Genomic DNA, 14,722 nt, shown 5'->3' with positions numbered 1-14,722 from the left:
CTGGAGTCCGCGTGAAAGATGAATAAATTGACGAATGAAAACAATGCGGAACTGAACGGTTTCGCCAAACTCGGAATTACCGGCGCGCTTCTTAACGCGACCCATGCCGCTGGCTTCGACATGCCGAAGCCGGTGCAGGTGCAGGCCATTCCGGCGCACCTTGCCGGCCGCGACGTGCTCGCGGTGGCGCAGACCGGCTCGGGCAAGACGGCGGCTTTCAGCCTGCCGATCCTGACCAAAATCATCGCGCTCGGCACCAAGCGCCTGCCGAAGACGGCGCGGGCGCTGATCCTCGCCCCGACCCGCGAACTCGCGGTGCAGATCGAGGATACGATCCGCGTTCTGGCCAAGGGCCTGCATGTCTCGACCGCGCTCGTGCTCGGCGGCGTGTCGCGCTACAGCCAGGTCAAGAAGATGGCTCCCGGCGTCGACATCCTCGTCGCCACGCCCGGCCGGCTGACCGACCTCGTCCGCGAGGGCGAAGTCATCCTGTCGGATACACGCTGGCTGGTGCTCGACGAGGCGGACCGCATGCTCGACATGGGCTTCATCCATGATGTTAAACGGATCGCCAAGGCGACCCACCGGGATCGCCAGACGGCGCTGTTTTCGGCCACCATGCCGGTCGAGATCGAGGGGCTGGCACGCGGCATCATGAAGGATCCGGTGCATGTCGAAGTCGCGCCGCAGGGCACGACGGCTGTCGAGATCAAGCAGAGCGTCGTGCTCGCCCGCGTCAAGCAGAAGCGCCAAGTCCTTTCGGCGATGCTCGCCGACGAGGCGATGCGTTCGGTGATCGTGTTCACCCGCACCAAGCACGGCGCCGACCGCGTGACCCGCGATCTCGAGCGCGACGGCTTCGACGCGGCGGTGATCCACGGCAACAAGTCGCAGAACGCCCGCCAGAAGGCGCTGAACGGCTTCCGCGATGGTTCGGTGCGCATTCTCGTGGCGACCGATATTGCCGCGCGCGGCATCGACGTGCCGGGCATCAGCCATGTCGTGAACTACGAACTGCCGGACGAGGCTGAAAGCTACGTCCACCGCATAGGCCGCACCGGCCGCAACGGCGCCGACGGCATTGCCGTTACGCTGTGCGATCCGGGCGAGAACGCCAAGCTTCGGCAGGTTGAAAGGATCATCCGCATGAAGCTGGACGTGACGGCCGACCATCTTGGCCAGCCCGACCCGAAGGCCGAGCCGCGCAGCAACGATCGCGCGCCGAGGGAAGCGGCTAACGACCGCAACGATAACAACCGGCCGCGCGGCGAACAGAAGCCGCGCAACGGTTTCGGCAAGAAGCCGTTCCAGGGCAAGCCCGGCGATGAGCGCAAGCCGTTCCGCGGCAAGCGCCGTTCCTTCGGCTCCGGCAAGCCGGCGTCGCGCGCGGCGTAACTGAACCTGTGCCGCAATTGGCCGGATTTGGTCCAATTGCGTGAACTCGTATGATGCGATAGGGCGGCCGTGGCGATTGCTTCGGCCGCCCTTTTGTATTTTGGACGGGATCGTAATGGCAGGTATCGCAGCGCTCGCAATCGCCTATGTGCTTTCGCAGTTCTACCGCTCCTTTATGGCGGTGCTGACGCCGGTCCTCACCGTCGAACTCGGCGCCACCAAGGCCGAGCTTTCGCTCGCGTCGGGCGCTTTCTTCATCAGCTTCGCGCTCTCGCAATTCGCCATCGGCGTGTCGCTCGACCGGTTCGGTCCGCGGCGCACGGCGGCGGCCTTGCTTTCGTTCGGCGGCGGGGGCGGGGCGTTCCTGTTCGCAGCGGCGACCAAGCCGTGGATGATAACGGCCGCGATGGCGCTGATCGGCATCGGCTGCGCGCCGGTTCTGATGGCGTCGCTCTTCATTTTCGCGCGCATCTATTCTACGGCGCGTTTTGCCGTGCTGACCTCATGGCTGGTGGCGTTCGGCACCGCCGGCAACGTCATCGGCGCTTCGCCGCTCGCCAATGCGGCGGAGGCTTTTGATTGGCGGCCGGTGATGGCCGCGCTCGGCGTGGTGACGCTGCTGACCGCACTGGCCGTGCTGTTTCTGGTGCGCGATCCCGATCGGCCGAAGGGAATGCATGTCTCGGGCACGGGCTTCGCCGGCTATGGCGAATTGATGCGCATGCGCGTGTTGTGGCCGATCATTCCGCTGACCGCGATCAACTACGCCGCGACCGCCGGCATACGCGGCCTTTGGGCCGGGCCTTATCTCGCGGACGTTTATGGCGCCGACACGCTTGTGATCGGCGAGGTCACCCTGTTCATGGCGCTGGCGATGGTCGCCGGCTCGTTCATCTATGGACCGCTGGACACGATCTTCCGGACGCGCAAATGGGTGGCTGTCGGCGGCAATTTCATCAGCCTGCTGGCGATCTCCTACCTCGCATTCAACACGGTCACCGGCATCCCGTCGACCACTCTTGTGCTTGTCGTGATCGGCGTCTGCGGCATGGGCTACGGCCTCCTGATGGCGCATGCGCGCGCTTTCCTGCCGCCGCATCTGGTCGGCCGCGGCGTCACCCTGATGAATTTTTTCTCCATCGGCGGCGTCGGCCTGATGCAGTTCGCGACCGGCGGGGTCGTCACAGCCAGCATTGTGCCCGGCGAGCCTGCGGCCGCATACACCGCGCTGTTCACCTTCTATGCAGTGGTGCTCGGCCTCGCGCTCGCGATCTACCTGCTGGCGCGCGACGCCAAGCCCGAGAAGCACTGACGTACGCGAGATCACTCGACCGCAATGACGGCCCTTATCCAGACGACGATCCGGTCTGCGAGAAAACGGGTCGTCGCCGGCGACAGCGCGTCGCCCGCGAGTACGTGATGATCGACATCGCCGCTGTCGTCGACTGGGACAATTTCGTGCGGGGCGCCCCATCGTGCGGCGATCTCTCGGGTGAGATCCTGCCTCACGATGCGATCCGAATCGGAAAATATAAACAAAGCGGGGACGGTCGCATTCTTGACCGGCGCCGTGTAGGCGAGTTTGGTCAGCGCCGCCATCGGCAGGATCGCGCTCGTCGGGTATTTTGTGGTCCAGAGTTTTCCGTGCATTTCGTTGCGCGCTTGAAAACTCCGCTCTTTGCCGATCAGCAGTTCCGCGATCTGCCTGCCCCACGGCATCGTCAGCAATTGCGCTCCCGACCCACGCACGCCGAAATTCGGCGAGATCAGCGCCATGGCGGCGACGCCCTCCGAGGCGCCCGCCTGGGTTGCCGCATGAACCGCGAGCGCTGCTCCGGTCGAGGTGGCAATGACGACGACTTTCTCACCAATCTGGCGGCCGATCGCCCGCGCTTCGGCATAGTCGTTGATCCAGTCGTTGACGGTCGCGGTTCCCATCGCCGCGCCATCCTGACCATGGCCTTTCAGGCGAGTGTAGAACAGATTGGCGCCGAGCTCTTCCGCCACCTGGTCGGGGAGGGGCCTGATCTCGCCCTTGGATGCTGAAAAGCCGTGGACATAGACGATGGAGATGGGCGTTTTGACATGGATCATCGGGTCGGCCCAGACGATTTCCTTCTCCAGTCCATCGCGTATGCCGCGGACGAGACTTTCGGAACGGTCGAGATAGCCGGCCGGGTCGTCGCCGATCGCTGAAGCATCGAAGGTGATGCGTGTGTCGACGGCAACGCGCGGCCCGACGGCGTAGAGCACTGCGAGCGACACGGCCAATACGACAAGAGCGGTCAAAATCCGGCGCCTCAAGCAATTCTCCATCAGCGATGACGATCAGCGCTGCGGACTTCCCGCAGCACAAGCGCAATACGCTGAAGGACCTACAGGCTTCCGCATTTCCCGCCAAGCGTCCGGCGGATTTTTCTCCCGTTCTGCGTGTGGCTTGATCCAGACTTGACGTGCAGTTCAAGACTCTGTATTTAACCTACAGGATAATTAACCGTACGGTATATGACGCCATGCCCCCGGACCAGCTTGACACCACTTTTGCCGCTCTGGCCGACCCGACGAGGCGGGCGATTTTGGCGCGCCTCGCTTCGGGGGAAGCCTCCGTGAACGAACTTGCCCAGCCCTTCGCCATGAGCCTGCCGGCGGTTTCCAAGCATCTCAAGGTGCTGGAGCGCGCCGGGCTGATCTCCCGCGGCCGCGAGGCGCAGTGGCGGCCCTGCCGGCTCGAGGCCGGTCCGCTCAAGGACGTTTCCGACTGGGTTGAGAATTATCGCCGGTTTTGGGACGACAGTTTCGATCGTCTCGGTGACTATCTGCGTGAATTGCAAACCAAGGAGAAGCCTGATGGCCCAAGTAATTGAGAAGGCCGGGCAAACCGAATTCGAGCTTGCCATCACCCGCATCTTCGATGCGCCGCGCAGCCTGGTGTTCAAGGTCTGGAGTGCGCCGGAGCACCTAATGCGCTGGTGGGGTCCGAAGGACTTTACCTGCACCTTGGCAAAGACCGATTTCCGGGAAGGTGGCGCATGGCGCACCTCCATCCGCTCGCCCGAGGGAGCCGATCACGGCGCGCGGGGGACCTATCGCGAAATCGTCGAACCGGCACGCCTGGTCTTCACCTTCGCCTGGGACGGCGGCAACGAAACGTTGGTCACGGTAACATTCGAGGACAATGACGGTCGGACGAAGCTGACATTCCATCAGACGCCGTTCGAAACGGTCGAAAGCCGCGATTCGCATCAGGGGGGCTGGAGCGAATGCCTCGGCCGGCTGGAGGCATATCTGGCCTCCGCGCCCGCTGCATGACGCAATCTCATGCGAGGAACCGCAATGTCGCAATCGCTTCGTTCAACTCCTGTCACGGAACTGCCGCGCCGGATCTTTGACTATTATTCCCGGCCGGCAGGCATGTCGGACGCCGGCAGGCATGCCGGGCTGCTCCAAGACCTGCCCGGCGACGTAGCCGCACTGACCGAAATCGTTCAGGGACTGGCAATCCATCAATACGCCGCGTCTTATTACGGCGTGACCGTGCCAGAGGCGCGGAAGTGCGAATCTCATCTTCGCCCGGTCGAGGCGATCCTGGATGAAATCCTGGCTTTGGACGGCCGGCCGCTCGCTAAGGCTCGGCCGCCTGAAAAACGCATCGTCGGCGTTTGTCACCATTTCGCGCTGCTGCTCGTAGCCATGCTGCGCGCCCACGGGATTCCCGCGCGCTATCGCTCCGGCTTCGGTTCTTATTTCAACGCGCCGTATTTCGAGGACCATGTGATCTGCGAATACTGGAGCGCCGAGAAGGGACGCTGGGCGCTGGCCGATCCGCAATTCGACGAGAAATGGCGGGCGGGCGCGAAGATCGATCACGACGTGCTGGACGTGCCGCGCGACCGCTACCTGATCGCCGCCGACGCGTGGTCGCAATGCCGCTCCGGCAAGGCCGATCCGTCCAAGTTCGGCATCTTCGCCGGCGAGCAGCGCGGCTTCTGGTTCATCGCCGGAGATCTGGTGCGTGACATTGCCGGGCTGAACACGGTCGAGATGCTGCCCTGGGATTGCTGGGGCGCGATGCCTCAACCCAATGAGCAACTTTCCGAAGATCAGTTCGCCTTTTTCGACAGGCTCGCCGAACTGACGCGGGATCCGGACGCGTCATTCGACGAACTGCGACGGGTCTACGAAAGCGACGAACGCCTGCGCGTGCCGAAAACCGTATTCAACGCCGTGCTGCAGCGTCGGGAAGCCGTGGAAGCTGCATGAACGAGACGACAAGCAAGGACAAAGCGAGATGAAGAAGACCTATCACGGCAGTTGCCACTGCGGCGCGGTGCGCTTCGAATGCGAGCTCGACCTGGCGCCAGCCGGCCGCCGTTCCGAACCCGAACTGCCGGGCGTGTGGTGGACGTCGACCTTCCGCTGCAACTGCTCGTCCTGCCTGAAGACTAGGCTGTGGAAGGGTTTTGTCCGTGCGGGAGACTTCCGCCTGATCGAGGGGCGGGATGCGCTGGCCGACTACCGGTATGCCAGCAGGCAAATCCACCATTTCTTCTGCCGGAACTGCGGGGTCCACACGTTCGGCAACGCCAGCTTCGAGCAGATGGGCGGCGAGTTCTACGCGGTGAACATCTGCTGCCTCGACGACGCCAACGACACCGAGCTTGCCGAAGCGCCGATCATCTATGAGAATGGCCGCGACGACGACTGGGAGCATCCGCCCGCCGAAACGCGATATTTCTGAACTGGCGACTCCGGTGAACGGTGGAGGCGACATGAACGACGAAGCGCTTGCCAGAACCTTGCCCCGCGCGCTGCTGGTTCTCCGGATCACGCTCGGCCTCTTCCTGCTGCAATGGGGCCTCGAAAAGTTCATCGTGCCGGAAAACACCGTCGGCATCTGGGGCTTCTTCTACGGTATCAGCGTGCCGCAACTGTCGGCCTATGCCTTCGGTGTGATCGAGATCGCCATCGCGATCTGCCTGTTCCTCGGCCTGTTCCGCACAGTCGCCTATGGCGCGGCGATGATCTTGCATGCCGTCAGCGTCGCCGTTTCGTGGCCGGTCCTGATCCAGCCTTGGGCCGATCCGGCAAACCATCTGTTTATTGCGGGAGTGCCGGTTCTCGGCGGCTTTATTGCGCTGTTCCTGCTGCGCCATTTTTGTTTTAGAACTGCTTCGAGAGCCGGTTCAGGCGGCCTTTTGTCCGAACGAATAGATGTTGGACAATTCGGCCTGCACCGTCTTGGCGCTATTGGTGAAGGCGCTCTTCGCGGTGTCGGCAGCGTTGCGGGCGCGCTCGACATTGGCATTCAGGCTCTCTCGCACGAAATCGGCCTGATGCTGGACGGCCTCGTTGAGGGACTGGGCGCCGGCGACCTTCTCGACCGTGAGCAGCGTGTGCTGGACGTTGGCGAGCGTCATGTCGAGCAGGCTGCGGGTGAAATTTGCGTAGCCGCCGACGAACGAAGTCGCGAGTTTCTCAGTGCCGTCGGTGAATTTGGATGCGCCTCGATGCGCGGTCTCGGCCTGCGCCTGGGCGGTCGAAGCGCCGCGCTTCACGTAATCGCGAGCGGCTGCGGGAACTTCAATCTTGCTCTGCAGGGTCTCGAACGCGTTCTGGATCGCGGCGAAATAGCCGGCTGCAGCATTATCGGTTTTTTCGGTGGTTTTGGCCATTTGATTTCCATCCTCATTTCGGGAGCTATGGTTCGCCCCGTCCGTCATTGGCCCGAGGCGTGGGCGCTATATAGTGGCGAGCATGTTGCAGTGCAACATAAATTTCTGCTGCAATGCAGCATGTCCAAGGTGGCGAGGGGACGCTAGGTTTGCCTTCCGAAGCAGCTGGAGAATTCAAACCGATGCCTCCGACCGGATATGACGCGCCTGCCGAAGCAACGCTCAGCTTTGCCGGGGACGACGACAGCAAGCTCAAGGCGCTACGCTGGACCAAGTTCATCGCGACGGCCGCGCTCGCGCTGTGTGTCGTCGTCTTTATGCTCGCCAAATATTTCGAGCCGCGCCTGCCTTGGCTGGGCTTTGTCGCGGCCTTCGCCGAGGCGGCGACGATCGGCGGCCTCGCCGACTGGTACGCCGTCGTTGCTCTGTTCAAGCGGCCGCTCGGCCTGCCGATCCCGCACACCGCAATCATTCCGGAAAACCAGAACCGCATCGCCGACAATCTCGGCCGGTTCATAGAGGTCAATTTCCTGGCGGCCGGCCCGGTGCGCGAAAAGCTGAACGAGGTCGATTTTGCGGCCCTGGTCGCCGACTGGCTCTCCGATCCGGGTCGGGCGGCGGGCCTGTCGCGCTTCGTTGCACGGCTGGTGCCGCAGACGCTGTCCGCGGTGGAGCAGTCCGGTCTGCGCGGTTTCGTCACCCAGACGATCGTCGAGCAAGTGGAGAAGGTGCCCGTCGCGCCGCTGGCCGCCGAACTGCTTTCGGCCTTCACCGACGACCGCCGTCACCAGAAGCTGTTCGATGAGTTCACCAAGGTCGTCGGAAGATTCCTCAGCGACGACGAGGCGCTGGTTGCCATGCGGGAAAAGATCCGCGAGGAACTGCCGTCGCTGTTCAATCTGTTTCGCGCCGACGCCTACCTCCTGAAGAAGATCGTAGCCTCGGCCGGCGCGCTCCTTGACGAGGTTCGCGGCGATCCCGACCATCCGATGCGACGCGAATTCGACCTCTTCGTGCTCAATTTCGTCGAAAAGCTGCGCAGTTCGAAGGACTACGCCAAGAGGGCCGAAAAGCTGAAGCGGGATTTCCTGGCTCGCCCGGAGCTCAAGGAACTCGCGCAGGATATGTGGGATAGCATGCGAGCCTTCATCGAGCAGGACGCCAAGGCCCCCAAGTCGGCGATCCGCGAACACCTTGCCGGCATGTTCGTGGAGGTCGGGCGACATCTGGCGAGCGACCGGCAGGTCCGGGCCGACATGAACCAGGGCTTCGTCGTGGCGCTCGCGTCCTTCGTCGAAAGCCAGAAGAGCGGCGTTTCAGGCTTTATCGCCGATCAGGTCAAACGCTGGGATCTGGCGCAGCTGACGCGTCTCATCGAGCTGAACATTGGCCGCGACCTGCAGTATATCCGCTTCAACGGCATGCTGATCGGCGGCTTGGCCGGTCTGGTGCTTTACGTGGCCGAACGGCTTTTGCTGGCGAATTGACCCGCTTCGCCAAAGCTCTATTCTTCATTGCGGCGCCGCCGCGCCGGCAAGGGAGAGAGCCATGGCAAAGAAGCCGGAATCCGAATCCTTCCTGGATATGTTCAACAATTTCGGCCGCGATCTGAAATTGCCGAGCATGGACGTTGAAGCCATCCTCAGCCACCACCGCAAGAATCTCGAAGCGCTGCAGAAATCGGCGTCAGCGACGACTATGGGCGCGCAGAATTTGATGACCAAGCAGCGACAGATATTGCAGGACACGATGAGCGAAATCACCGATATGGCGCAGAGTTATCGGGCTCCCGGCAATCCGCAAGAGATGATGGCCAAACAAGCCGATTTTGCGCGGCGCTCCTTCGAGACCGCCGTCAAGAACGCCAGCGAAGTCGCCGAAATTGTAAAGAAATCCGGAACCGAGTCGGTCGAGATACTGCGAGAGCGCATTCGCGAGACGATGGAAGAAATTCGCAAAGGCTACGAGAAGAACCGGTAGCCGTTAGGGGAACAAGTTCCGAACCGCGAGACGGATCGGGTCCGATCAGAAATGCCATCGAAGATATTTCCACCCGTGCCGAATCAGGCCGGGCATTTTTCAGGTGCGGAGCCAGGAATGACGGCACTGACCTTTGCCACGCTCGAGAACTTTGTCGGAAAGGAACTGGGCGTATCCGAATGGGTCGCGGTCGATCAGCAAATGATCGACAAATTCGCCGACTGCACCGGCGATCGTCAGTGGATCCATGTCGATATCGAGCGCGCCAGGAGAGAGAGCCCGTTCCGAACGCCGATCGCACATGGCTACCTGACGCTTTCGCTGGTCGCCACGCTGGCGCAGGATCTCGGCATAATGCCGGAAAATACTCAGGCCGCCTTCAATTACGGGCTCGACAAGGTGCGTTTTGTCGCTCCGGTCAAGGCCGGCGCGCGCGTCAGGCTGCGGACCACGCTGATGTCGGTGGAGGAAAAGGGACCCGGGCAATATCTGATGAAAGCCGGCAACACGGTCGAAATTGATGGCGACGAAAGGCCGGCGCTGGTCGCCGAAACGCTGGTGATGCTTTACGAACGCCGCCGGAAAGCTGGCGCCTGATCGCGCCACCATTCATTCGGCATCCGGCTGGTTCTGGGGCGCGGCCTTGATGAACGCCGGCAGTGTCAGGCACTCGGCATTGATCCGCGAGATCACGGGGTAGGGGTCCATGTCGAGGTTGAAGCGGGCATTGTTTGCGACTTGAGCGACAAGGCAGATGTCCGCCAGCCCAGGCGTGTCGCCATGGCAGAATTTTCCGGTCTCGGAACTCTCGGTGAGAAGTTTTTCAAGGGGCTGGAAGGTTTCGTTGACCCAGTGACGGAACCAGTTGGCCACATCCTCGTCGCCGGCGCCGTAGAGTGTGCGCAGCGAAGTCAGAATCCGCAGATTGTTCACCGGGTGGATGTCGCAGGCGATCATCTGCGACAGCATCCGCACGCGCGCCCGTCCATGCGCATCGGCTGGCAGAAGCGGGGGCTCCGGCTGGATTTCGTCCAGAAATTCGATGATCGCCAGCGATTGGGTCAGGAGTGCGCCGTCGCTCCAAATCAGGGCGGGCACGAATCCCTGCGGATTGACCGCCAGATAAGATGGTTCGAGGTGCTCGCCAAGGCGCAGATGATGCGGCACGTAGCGGTAACTTATCCCCTTCATCTCAAGCGCGATCCTGACCCTATATGAGGTCGAGGATCGATAGTAGTTGTGCAGGATGACTTCGCTCATTGCATTGCCCACCGGTCATGCCGATCTCGTCCAGATCGCGTATTCCGAAACGCAGGCGGAACCGGAACGGCCTGCGGTCTTCTGGCATCGTATTCCTGAAACTGTCGCATGATGCGAAGCTGCGCGCCACCTTCGCGCGTTTCGTGCGCAGGCCCGACTGCGATGTACCAATTGCCAATATCGGGCGAGCGATGGTTGGATATTCTCTGGCAATGGGGGAAACGATGGGAGCGGAACAGGAATGTCCGGCGTATCGGAAAGCGCCCGTTGACCCGGACGATCTCCGGATGGAGAATCGCCACATGAATGCTGCCAACGAAGCCGCCCGCTTTCTTATCATCGACGACCATCCGTTGTTCCGCGAAGCGCTGCATAGCGCCGTGCGCATGGCCTATCCGGACGTCGATACCGCCGAGGCGCGTTCCATTTCAGAGGCGCTGACCATACTTTCGGGGCCGAAACCGTTTGATCTTGCGCTTCTCGACCTTTCAATGCCCGACGTGCACGGCTTCGATGGACTGCTGCAGTTGCGCACCCGCCACCCGCATCTGCCGGTCGTCGTGGTTTCTGGGCACGAGGATCCGAAGATCATCTCGGAGGCATTGTCCTACGGCGCTGCCGGCTTCGTGCCGAAATCGGTGCGCAAGAGCGATCTTGCTGCCGCGATTCGCTCGGTGATGGAAGGTGCGATCCACGTGCCGGAGAACTACGAAGCCCGGCCGCCCGATGCCGAAAGTGCTGACCGCGCCGAAATGGTGCGCCGGCTGGCCAAGCTCACCCCACAGCAATTGCGCGTGTTGCAGATGCTGCGCCAAGGGCTGTTGAACAAGCAGATCGCCTACGAACTCCAGGTGGGCGAAACCACGGTCAAGGCGCACGTTTCGGAGATATTGCGGAAGCTGAACGTCTACAGCCGAACCCAGGCGGTGATCGAGGTTTCCAAACTCGACAATGCCGAACTGTTTCGCGATCCGTCGGGGTTCTAGCGCTTCCAGCGACCCGCTTGGTCGATAAAGGCAGCCTATACTAGCTGTCGCGATGAGTCTCCGGTCAGGCCAGTAGATGGGCCATGAGCGCCCGCAATTGCGCCGGCTTTACCGGTTTGCGCATCAATTCGACGCCAGCCGCGCGCGCGTCCCGCGCGAGCGAGGCCGACCCGTCGCCGGTGACGATCAGCGCCGGGACTGCCCGGTCGAGATAGTTGCGGACGCTGGCGATCGTAATGCTGCCGAGGTCGCCATCGTCCAGATGCTGGTCGGCGATGACGATATCCGGAATCCACGCACGGTCGCCCAGCGCGTCCAGCGACTGTTCGGTCGAAGTCGCCGATTTCACCGTGCATTGCCAGCGTTCCAGAAGAGTCGTCATGGCCTCCAGAACCTCGGTGTCGTTTTCGACCAGCAGCACCCTCGTGCCGAACAGGCCGTAGCCGCGCGGCCGCTCAGGCTCGGCGGCCAGCGCTCCGGCTTCGGCAAAGGATACCGCCGCCGCCGGAACGTCGAGATGGAACGCCGTGCCCCGCCCGACGACCGATGAAAAGGCGATCGGGTGGCCAAGCGCGTTCGTCATGCGCCGTACGATCGATAGGCCGAGCCCGAGGCCGCCGCCTGCGAAGTCGGTGTCCGCCGAAGCGGTTCCGCGATGGAACTCCTCGAACACCGCCTCACGCTGGCTCTCGGGTATGCCGCAGCCCGTGTCCACCACGTCGACCCTGACGATATTGCCGCGGTGGCGCACGCCGACAAGCACGCCGCCGGCGCGTGTGTAGCGGATGGCGTTGGAAACGATATTCTGAAGGATGCGCCGAAGCAGCGTGCGATCCGACCGCACCACCGCATTGCCGGGAAGGAATTTGAGCTTCAGGCCTTTCTGCTCGGCCAGCGGCTGGAAATCCGATTTGAGCGAGAAGAACAGGGGCTCCAGTGCAACGTCGGTGATCTCCGGCTCGATGACGCCCGCATCCAGTTTGGAAATGTCGAGCAGCGTGTGAAGCAGATCCTCCATCGTCTCCAGCGAGCGCTCGACCTGGCGGACCAGCTTGCGGCCTTCCTCGTTGGCCTGGACTTCAGAAAGCGCGGAAACGGAGAGGTGGGCCGCATTCAGCGGCTGCAGAATGTCGTGGCTGGCAGCGGCCAGGAAGCGTGTCTTCGACAGGTTCGCCCGTTCGGCATTTTCCTTGGCGGCAACGAGATCGATATTGGATTCTTCAAGACGCCGAAGCGTGGAGCGCAGTTCCTCGGTCCGTGTCCGCACCCGGCTTTCCAGGTTGATCGCGGTCTGAAAAAGAGAGAAGGCGTTGCCCTGCTGATCCATGGAGCGCTCGACGCGCGAGATGAGGGCGGCGTTGATCTTCTTCAGCCGTGTGATGTCGTCGATATTGCGGATTGGCATGGCTGCTATTCCGCCGCCTGGCGGTGGCCGAAGGCGATGCCGATGAAGGTCTGGTTGAGATGCATGGACCGGTATTGCTCGCCGTAGGTGCCGAAGCCGATCACGTTATTGGCACGATAGAGCTCCGAAATATCGCGGAACACTTGCCGATTGCGCGCATCGAGACGCCGCAGAACGCAGTCGAAGCCCAGGACGATGTCGATGCCACCGAGGCGCTCGCTCACATTCTTCAGCGCCGTGCGCGTCGATTCGACCATACCGGTGGGTTTTGCGATCGAGAGCACGATGCCGTCGTCGATAGCACAGAAGAACGACAGCGAGCCGTCGGCGTTCATCTTCTGGATGGAGCGGCAATAATATTCGCCACCGACCCTGACCACGACCGGATGCGACGCGAAGCTGAGCGGCGTCATCGCGCCATGCGCGATGCCGACGGCGTTGGCGAATTCCTGGGCAGCTGCGCCAGCGTTGAATTCATACACAATTCGCCGCTCGGGGTCGGACGCGGTGACCACGAGCTTGTCCTCGGTCGGTACGAAATTCTCCGTCTTGAAGACATGGAAAGGAATGTCGGTTGCGATCAGGACGACGATCGCGCAGTCGCTGCCAATTCCGGCATTCGAGATGAGCGTGGTGGTCTCGAACTTGAGATCGTCGCCGGCCGAGCCGCCGATCAGCGGAATGTCGTCCAGCCCCCAGTGGATCGCCGAGGTGACCGCTTCCTCCGCATAGGAAAGCCCGTCGATGAAGCAGAGCGCGAATATGTTGTCGGCGAGCGCCGCGCCGTTCCGGCTTCGAAGCGATAGTTTCAGCGCCTCGACCTTACCGGCGATGTCGTCCATGCCCGCGGAGGACAGCCCGGTCATCATGGTGCTGACAGCGGTGAAGCTCTCCGCCGGAAACAGCATTGCAACGACATGACCTTCCTCGAGCCCGGCCGGCGTGATTTCGCCCGCGGTCGAACAGCCGGCATAGGCGAGGTCCGGCGCATGCCGGTTCAGCGCATCCGACAATTGCTCCGCCGCCAGCAGGGCTTGCGAGAAAAAGATGAGCGCAAAGCTCGCACGAATGGCCGAGGCCTCCTCGGCCACGGCCAGCGCAAATGCTTCAGCATCGCCATCGCCGGTCGTCAGGACCGACAGGCCGCAAGAATAGCTTGTCCGCAAACAGGTCAGCGGAGCTCCTCCCGAGACTGCCTCAAGCGCATCCTCCCGCGTGCCGGGCACGCTTGCGCCGCGGCTATATTTGCTTGCCCGGCGCGTCTTGGCAATGCCGCCCGTCGGGAAGCTGTATGCGAAAGTACAATATGCGGCTCCGGGAGCGGGCTGCATTCTTTCTCTCACGGCTTGGAGGATGCAGGCTTCTTCCGCCTCGATTGCCGTGTATGATCTCGATGTGGCCGCATGTGCAGACGGCCGAAAAGATGCCGAGGGAGGGAACATGTCGGAAGTATCGTTGGTGGTGAACGGCCGGCGGGTCGACGGAACGGTCGAGGACCGTACGCTGCTCGTCCATTTCCTGCGCGAGCATGTCGGCCTGACGGGCACGCATGTTGGCTGCGATACCTCGCAATGCGGCGCGTGCGTCGTTCATGTCGACGGAAAGGCGGTCAAATCGTGCACCATGCTTGCCGCCCAGGCGTCCGGCTCGAATATCATTACAATTGAAGGACTTGCGAACGGCGCCGAGCTGCACCCGGTCCAGGCGGCGTTCAAGGAACACCACGGTCTGCAGTGCGGGTTCTGCACTCCGGGCATGATCATGGCGGCGACGGACATGATCGCCCGCCATCCGGGCGGCCTGGACGAGGCGACGGTGCGGGCGGAACTGGAGGGCAATATCTGCCGCTGCACCGGATATCATAACATTGTCAAAGCGATACTGGCGGCGTCGGCAGCGATGTCGGCGGGCGGCAGGAAAGCGGCTTGAGGGCCGGCTGTGGATAAAAGGGTGATGGCCGGAGATCTGCGGCGCGAATAAATCGTTGGCGTTCAAGGGCTTGCCGCTACGCGCCCGCTGCAGTC

The 14,722-nt window shown here is 62.3% G+C and carries 16 protein-coding genes and 1 pseudogene; 12 read left to right on the top strand and 5 right to left on the bottom strand.

Annotated features, from left to right (window positions below; translation table 11 throughout):
• Nucleotides 1-18: 18 nt before the first annotated feature.
• Nucleotides 19-1,395 (top strand): DEAD/DEAH box helicase, encoded by a 1,377-nt coding sequence (locus ACG873_RS13850; protein ID WP_394892433.1) that lies wholly within the window; start codon nucleotides 19-21, stop codon nucleotides 1,393-1,395.
• A 115-nt stretch (nucleotides 1,396-1,510) separates the two neighbouring features.
• Nucleotides 1,511-2,707, top strand: a complete 1,197-nt coding sequence (locus ACG873_RS13845; RefSeq protein ID WP_394892432.1) for an MFS transporter — start codon at nucleotides 1,511-1,513, stop codon at nucleotides 2,705-2,707.
• Nucleotides 2,708-2,718: 11 nt separating this feature from the next.
• Here the strand turns inward: ACG873_RS13845 and ACG873_RS13840 are convergent, their stop codons facing one another.
• The gene (locus ACG873_RS13840) at nucleotides 2,719-3,699 is read right to left on the bottom strand and encodes an alpha/beta hydrolase (RefSeq protein WP_394892431.1); all 981 of its coding nucleotides are present in this window, start codon (nucleotides 3,697-3,699) and stop codon (nucleotides 2,719-2,721) included.
• 209 nt (nucleotides 3,700-3,908) lie between these two features.
• Here ACG873_RS13840 and ACG873_RS13835 point away from each other — a divergent pair, with 209 nt between their 5' ends.
• From ACG873_RS13835 to ACG873_RS13815, 5 genes and pseudogenes are all read left to right on the top strand, one after another.
• The gene (locus tag ACG873_RS13835) at nucleotides 3,909-4,259 is read left to right on the top strand and encodes an ArsR/SmtB family transcription factor (RefSeq protein ID WP_394893503.1); all 351 of its coding nucleotides are present in this window, start codon (nucleotides 3,909-3,911) and stop codon (nucleotides 4,257-4,259) included.
• Nucleotides 4,243-4,704 (top strand): SRPBCC domain-containing protein, encoded by a 462-nt coding sequence (locus tag ACG873_RS13830; RefSeq protein WP_394892430.1) that lies wholly within the window; start codon nucleotides 4,243-4,245, stop codon nucleotides 4,702-4,704. The genes ACG873_RS13835 and ACG873_RS13830 overlap by 17 nt, the downstream gene beginning before the upstream one ends.
• Before the next feature lie 24 nt (nucleotides 4,705-4,728).
• The gene (locus ACG873_RS13825) at nucleotides 4,729-5,655 is read left to right on the top strand and encodes a transglutaminase-like domain-containing protein (protein ID WP_394892429.1); all 927 of its coding nucleotides are present in this window, start codon (nucleotides 4,729-4,731) and stop codon (nucleotides 5,653-5,655) included.
• Between the two features lie 28 nt (nucleotides 5,656-5,683).
• Nucleotides 5,684-6,133: a GFA family protein gene (locus ACG873_RS13820; protein WP_394892428.1), complete on the top strand. Its 450-nt coding sequence runs from the start codon at nucleotides 5,684-5,686 to the stop codon at nucleotides 6,131-6,133.
• Nucleotides 6,075-6,371: pseudogene (locus tag ACG873_RS13815) on the top strand (DoxX family protein); the annotation flags it as partial. The gene ACG873_RS13820 and the pseudogene ACG873_RS13815, both read left to right, overlap by 59 nt.
• Nucleotides 6,372-6,578: 207 nt before the next feature.
• Here ACG873_RS13815 and ACG873_RS13810 read toward each other — a convergent pair.
• Nucleotides 6,579-7,067, bottom strand: coding sequence for a phasin family protein (locus ACG873_RS13810; RefSeq protein ID WP_394892427.1), 489 nt, complete (start codon nucleotides 7,065-7,067; stop codon nucleotides 6,579-6,581).
• Nucleotides 7,068-7,249: 182 nt separating this feature from the next.
• Here ACG873_RS13810 and ACG873_RS13805 point away from each other — a divergent pair, with 182 nt between their 5' ends.
• The 3 genes from ACG873_RS13805 (at nucleotide 7,250) to ACG873_RS13795 (ending at nucleotide 9,644) form a co-directional block, all read left to right on the top strand.
• A complete protein-coding gene (locus ACG873_RS13805; protein WP_394892426.1) occupies nucleotides 7,250-8,554 on the top strand; it encodes a DUF445 domain-containing protein in 1,305 nt (434 codons plus the stop codon).
• A 61-nt stretch (nucleotides 8,555-8,615) separates the two neighbouring features.
• Nucleotides 8,616-9,047, top strand: a complete 432-nt coding sequence (locus ACG873_RS13800; protein ID WP_394892424.1) for a phasin family protein — start codon at nucleotides 8,616-8,618, stop codon at nucleotides 9,045-9,047.
• 117 nt (nucleotides 9,048-9,164) lie between these two features.
• Nucleotides 9,165-9,644, top strand: a complete 480-nt coding sequence (locus ACG873_RS13795) for a MaoC family dehydratase (RefSeq protein WP_394892422.1) — start codon at nucleotides 9,165-9,167, stop codon at nucleotides 9,642-9,644.
• Nucleotides 9,645-9,656: 12 nt separating this feature from the next.
• Here the strand turns inward: ACG873_RS13795 and maiA are convergent, their stop codons facing one another.
• On the bottom strand, nucleotides 9,657-10,307 hold the full coding sequence (maiA, locus tag ACG873_RS13790) for a maleylacetoacetate isomerase (protein ID WP_394892421.1): 651 nt from the start codon (nucleotides 10,305-10,307) through the stop codon (nucleotides 9,657-9,659).
• 302 nt (nucleotides 10,308-10,609) lie between these two features.
• Between maiA and ACG873_RS13785 the strand changes: the two genes are divergently transcribed.
• Nucleotides 10,610-11,293, top strand: coding sequence for a response regulator (locus ACG873_RS13785; RefSeq protein WP_394892420.1), 684 nt, complete (start codon nucleotides 10,610-10,612; stop codon nucleotides 11,291-11,293).
• 64 nt (nucleotides 11,294-11,357) lie between these two features.
• Here the strand turns inward: ACG873_RS13785 and ACG873_RS13780 are convergent, their stop codons facing one another.
• Both ACG873_RS13780 and ACG873_RS13775 read right to left on the bottom strand, forming a co-directional pair.
• The gene (locus ACG873_RS13780) at nucleotides 11,358-12,698 is read right to left on the bottom strand and encodes a hybrid sensor histidine kinase/response regulator (protein WP_394892419.1); all 1,341 of its coding nucleotides are present in this window, start codon (nucleotides 12,696-12,698) and stop codon (nucleotides 11,358-11,360) included.
• A 5-nt stretch (nucleotides 12,699-12,703) separates the two neighbouring features.
• Complete coding sequence (locus tag ACG873_RS13775; RefSeq protein WP_394892417.1) at nucleotides 12,704-13,924, bottom strand: FIST N-terminal domain-containing protein; 1,221 nt, start codon at nucleotides 13,922-13,924, stop codon at nucleotides 12,704-12,706.
• Between the two features lie 214 nt (nucleotides 13,925-14,138).
• Between ACG873_RS13775 and ACG873_RS13770 the strand changes: the two genes are divergently transcribed.
• A complete protein-coding gene (locus ACG873_RS13770; protein WP_394893502.1) occupies nucleotides 14,139-14,627 on the top strand; it encodes a (2Fe-2S)-binding protein in 489 nt (162 codons plus the stop codon).
• Nucleotides 14,628-14,722: the final 95 nt, after the last annotated feature.

Source organism: Allomesorhizobium aridi, assembly GCF_043769475.1.
Lineage (GTDB): Bacteria > Pseudomonadota > Alphaproteobacteria > Rhizobiales > Rhizobiaceae > Allomesorhizobium.
This window is presented reverse-complemented; position numbering and strand designations above follow the sequence as displayed.

Coding starts and splice junctions, on each gene's coding strand:
- ACG873_RS13810 (WP_394892427.1), bottom strand. CDS start 7,067: ATGGCCAAAACCACCGAAAAAACCGATAATGCTGCAGCCGGCTATTTC.
- ACG873_RS13805 (WP_394892426.1), top strand. CDS start 7,250: ATGCCTCCGACCGGATATGACGCGCCTGCCGAAGCAACGCTCAGCTTT.
- ACG873_RS13785 (WP_394892420.1), top strand. CDS start 10,610: ATGAATGCTGCCAACGAAGCCGCCCGCTTTCTTATCATCGACGACCAT.
- maiA (WP_394892421.1), bottom strand. CDS start 10,307: ATGAGCGAAGTCATCCTGCACAACTACTATCGATCCTCGACCTCATAT.
- ACG873_RS13845 (WP_394892432.1), top strand. CDS start 1,511: ATGGCAGGTATCGCAGCGCTCGCAATCGCCTATGTGCTTTCGCAGTTC.
- ACG873_RS13835 (WP_394893503.1), top strand. CDS start 3,909: ATGCCCCCGGACCAGCTTGACACCACTTTTGCCGCTCTGGCCGACCCG.
- ACG873_RS13850 (WP_394892433.1), top strand. CDS start 19: ATGAATAAATTGACGAATGAAAACAATGCGGAACTGAACGGTTTCGCC.
- ACG873_RS13800 (WP_394892424.1), top strand. CDS start 8,616: ATGGCAAAGAAGCCGGAATCCGAATCCTTCCTGGATATGTTCAACAAT.
- ACG873_RS13825 (WP_394892429.1), top strand. CDS start 4,729: ATGTCGCAATCGCTTCGTTCAACTCCTGTCACGGAACTGCCGCGCCGG.
- ACG873_RS13820 (WP_394892428.1), top strand. CDS start 5,684: ATGAAGAAGACCTATCACGGCAGTTGCCACTGCGGCGCGGTGCGCTTC.
- ACG873_RS13830 (WP_394892430.1), top strand. CDS start 4,243: ATGGCCCAAGTAATTGAGAAGGCCGGGCAAACCGAATTCGAGCTTGCC.
- ACG873_RS13795 (WP_394892422.1), top strand. CDS start 9,165: ATGACGGCACTGACCTTTGCCACGCTCGAGAACTTTGTCGGAAAGGAA.
- ACG873_RS13780 (WP_394892419.1), bottom strand. CDS start 12,698: ATGCCAATCCGCAATATCGACGACATCACACGGCTGAAGAAGATCAAC.
- ACG873_RS13770 (WP_394893502.1), top strand. CDS start 14,139: ATGTCGGAAGTATCGTTGGTGGTGAACGGCCGGCGGGTCGACGGAACG.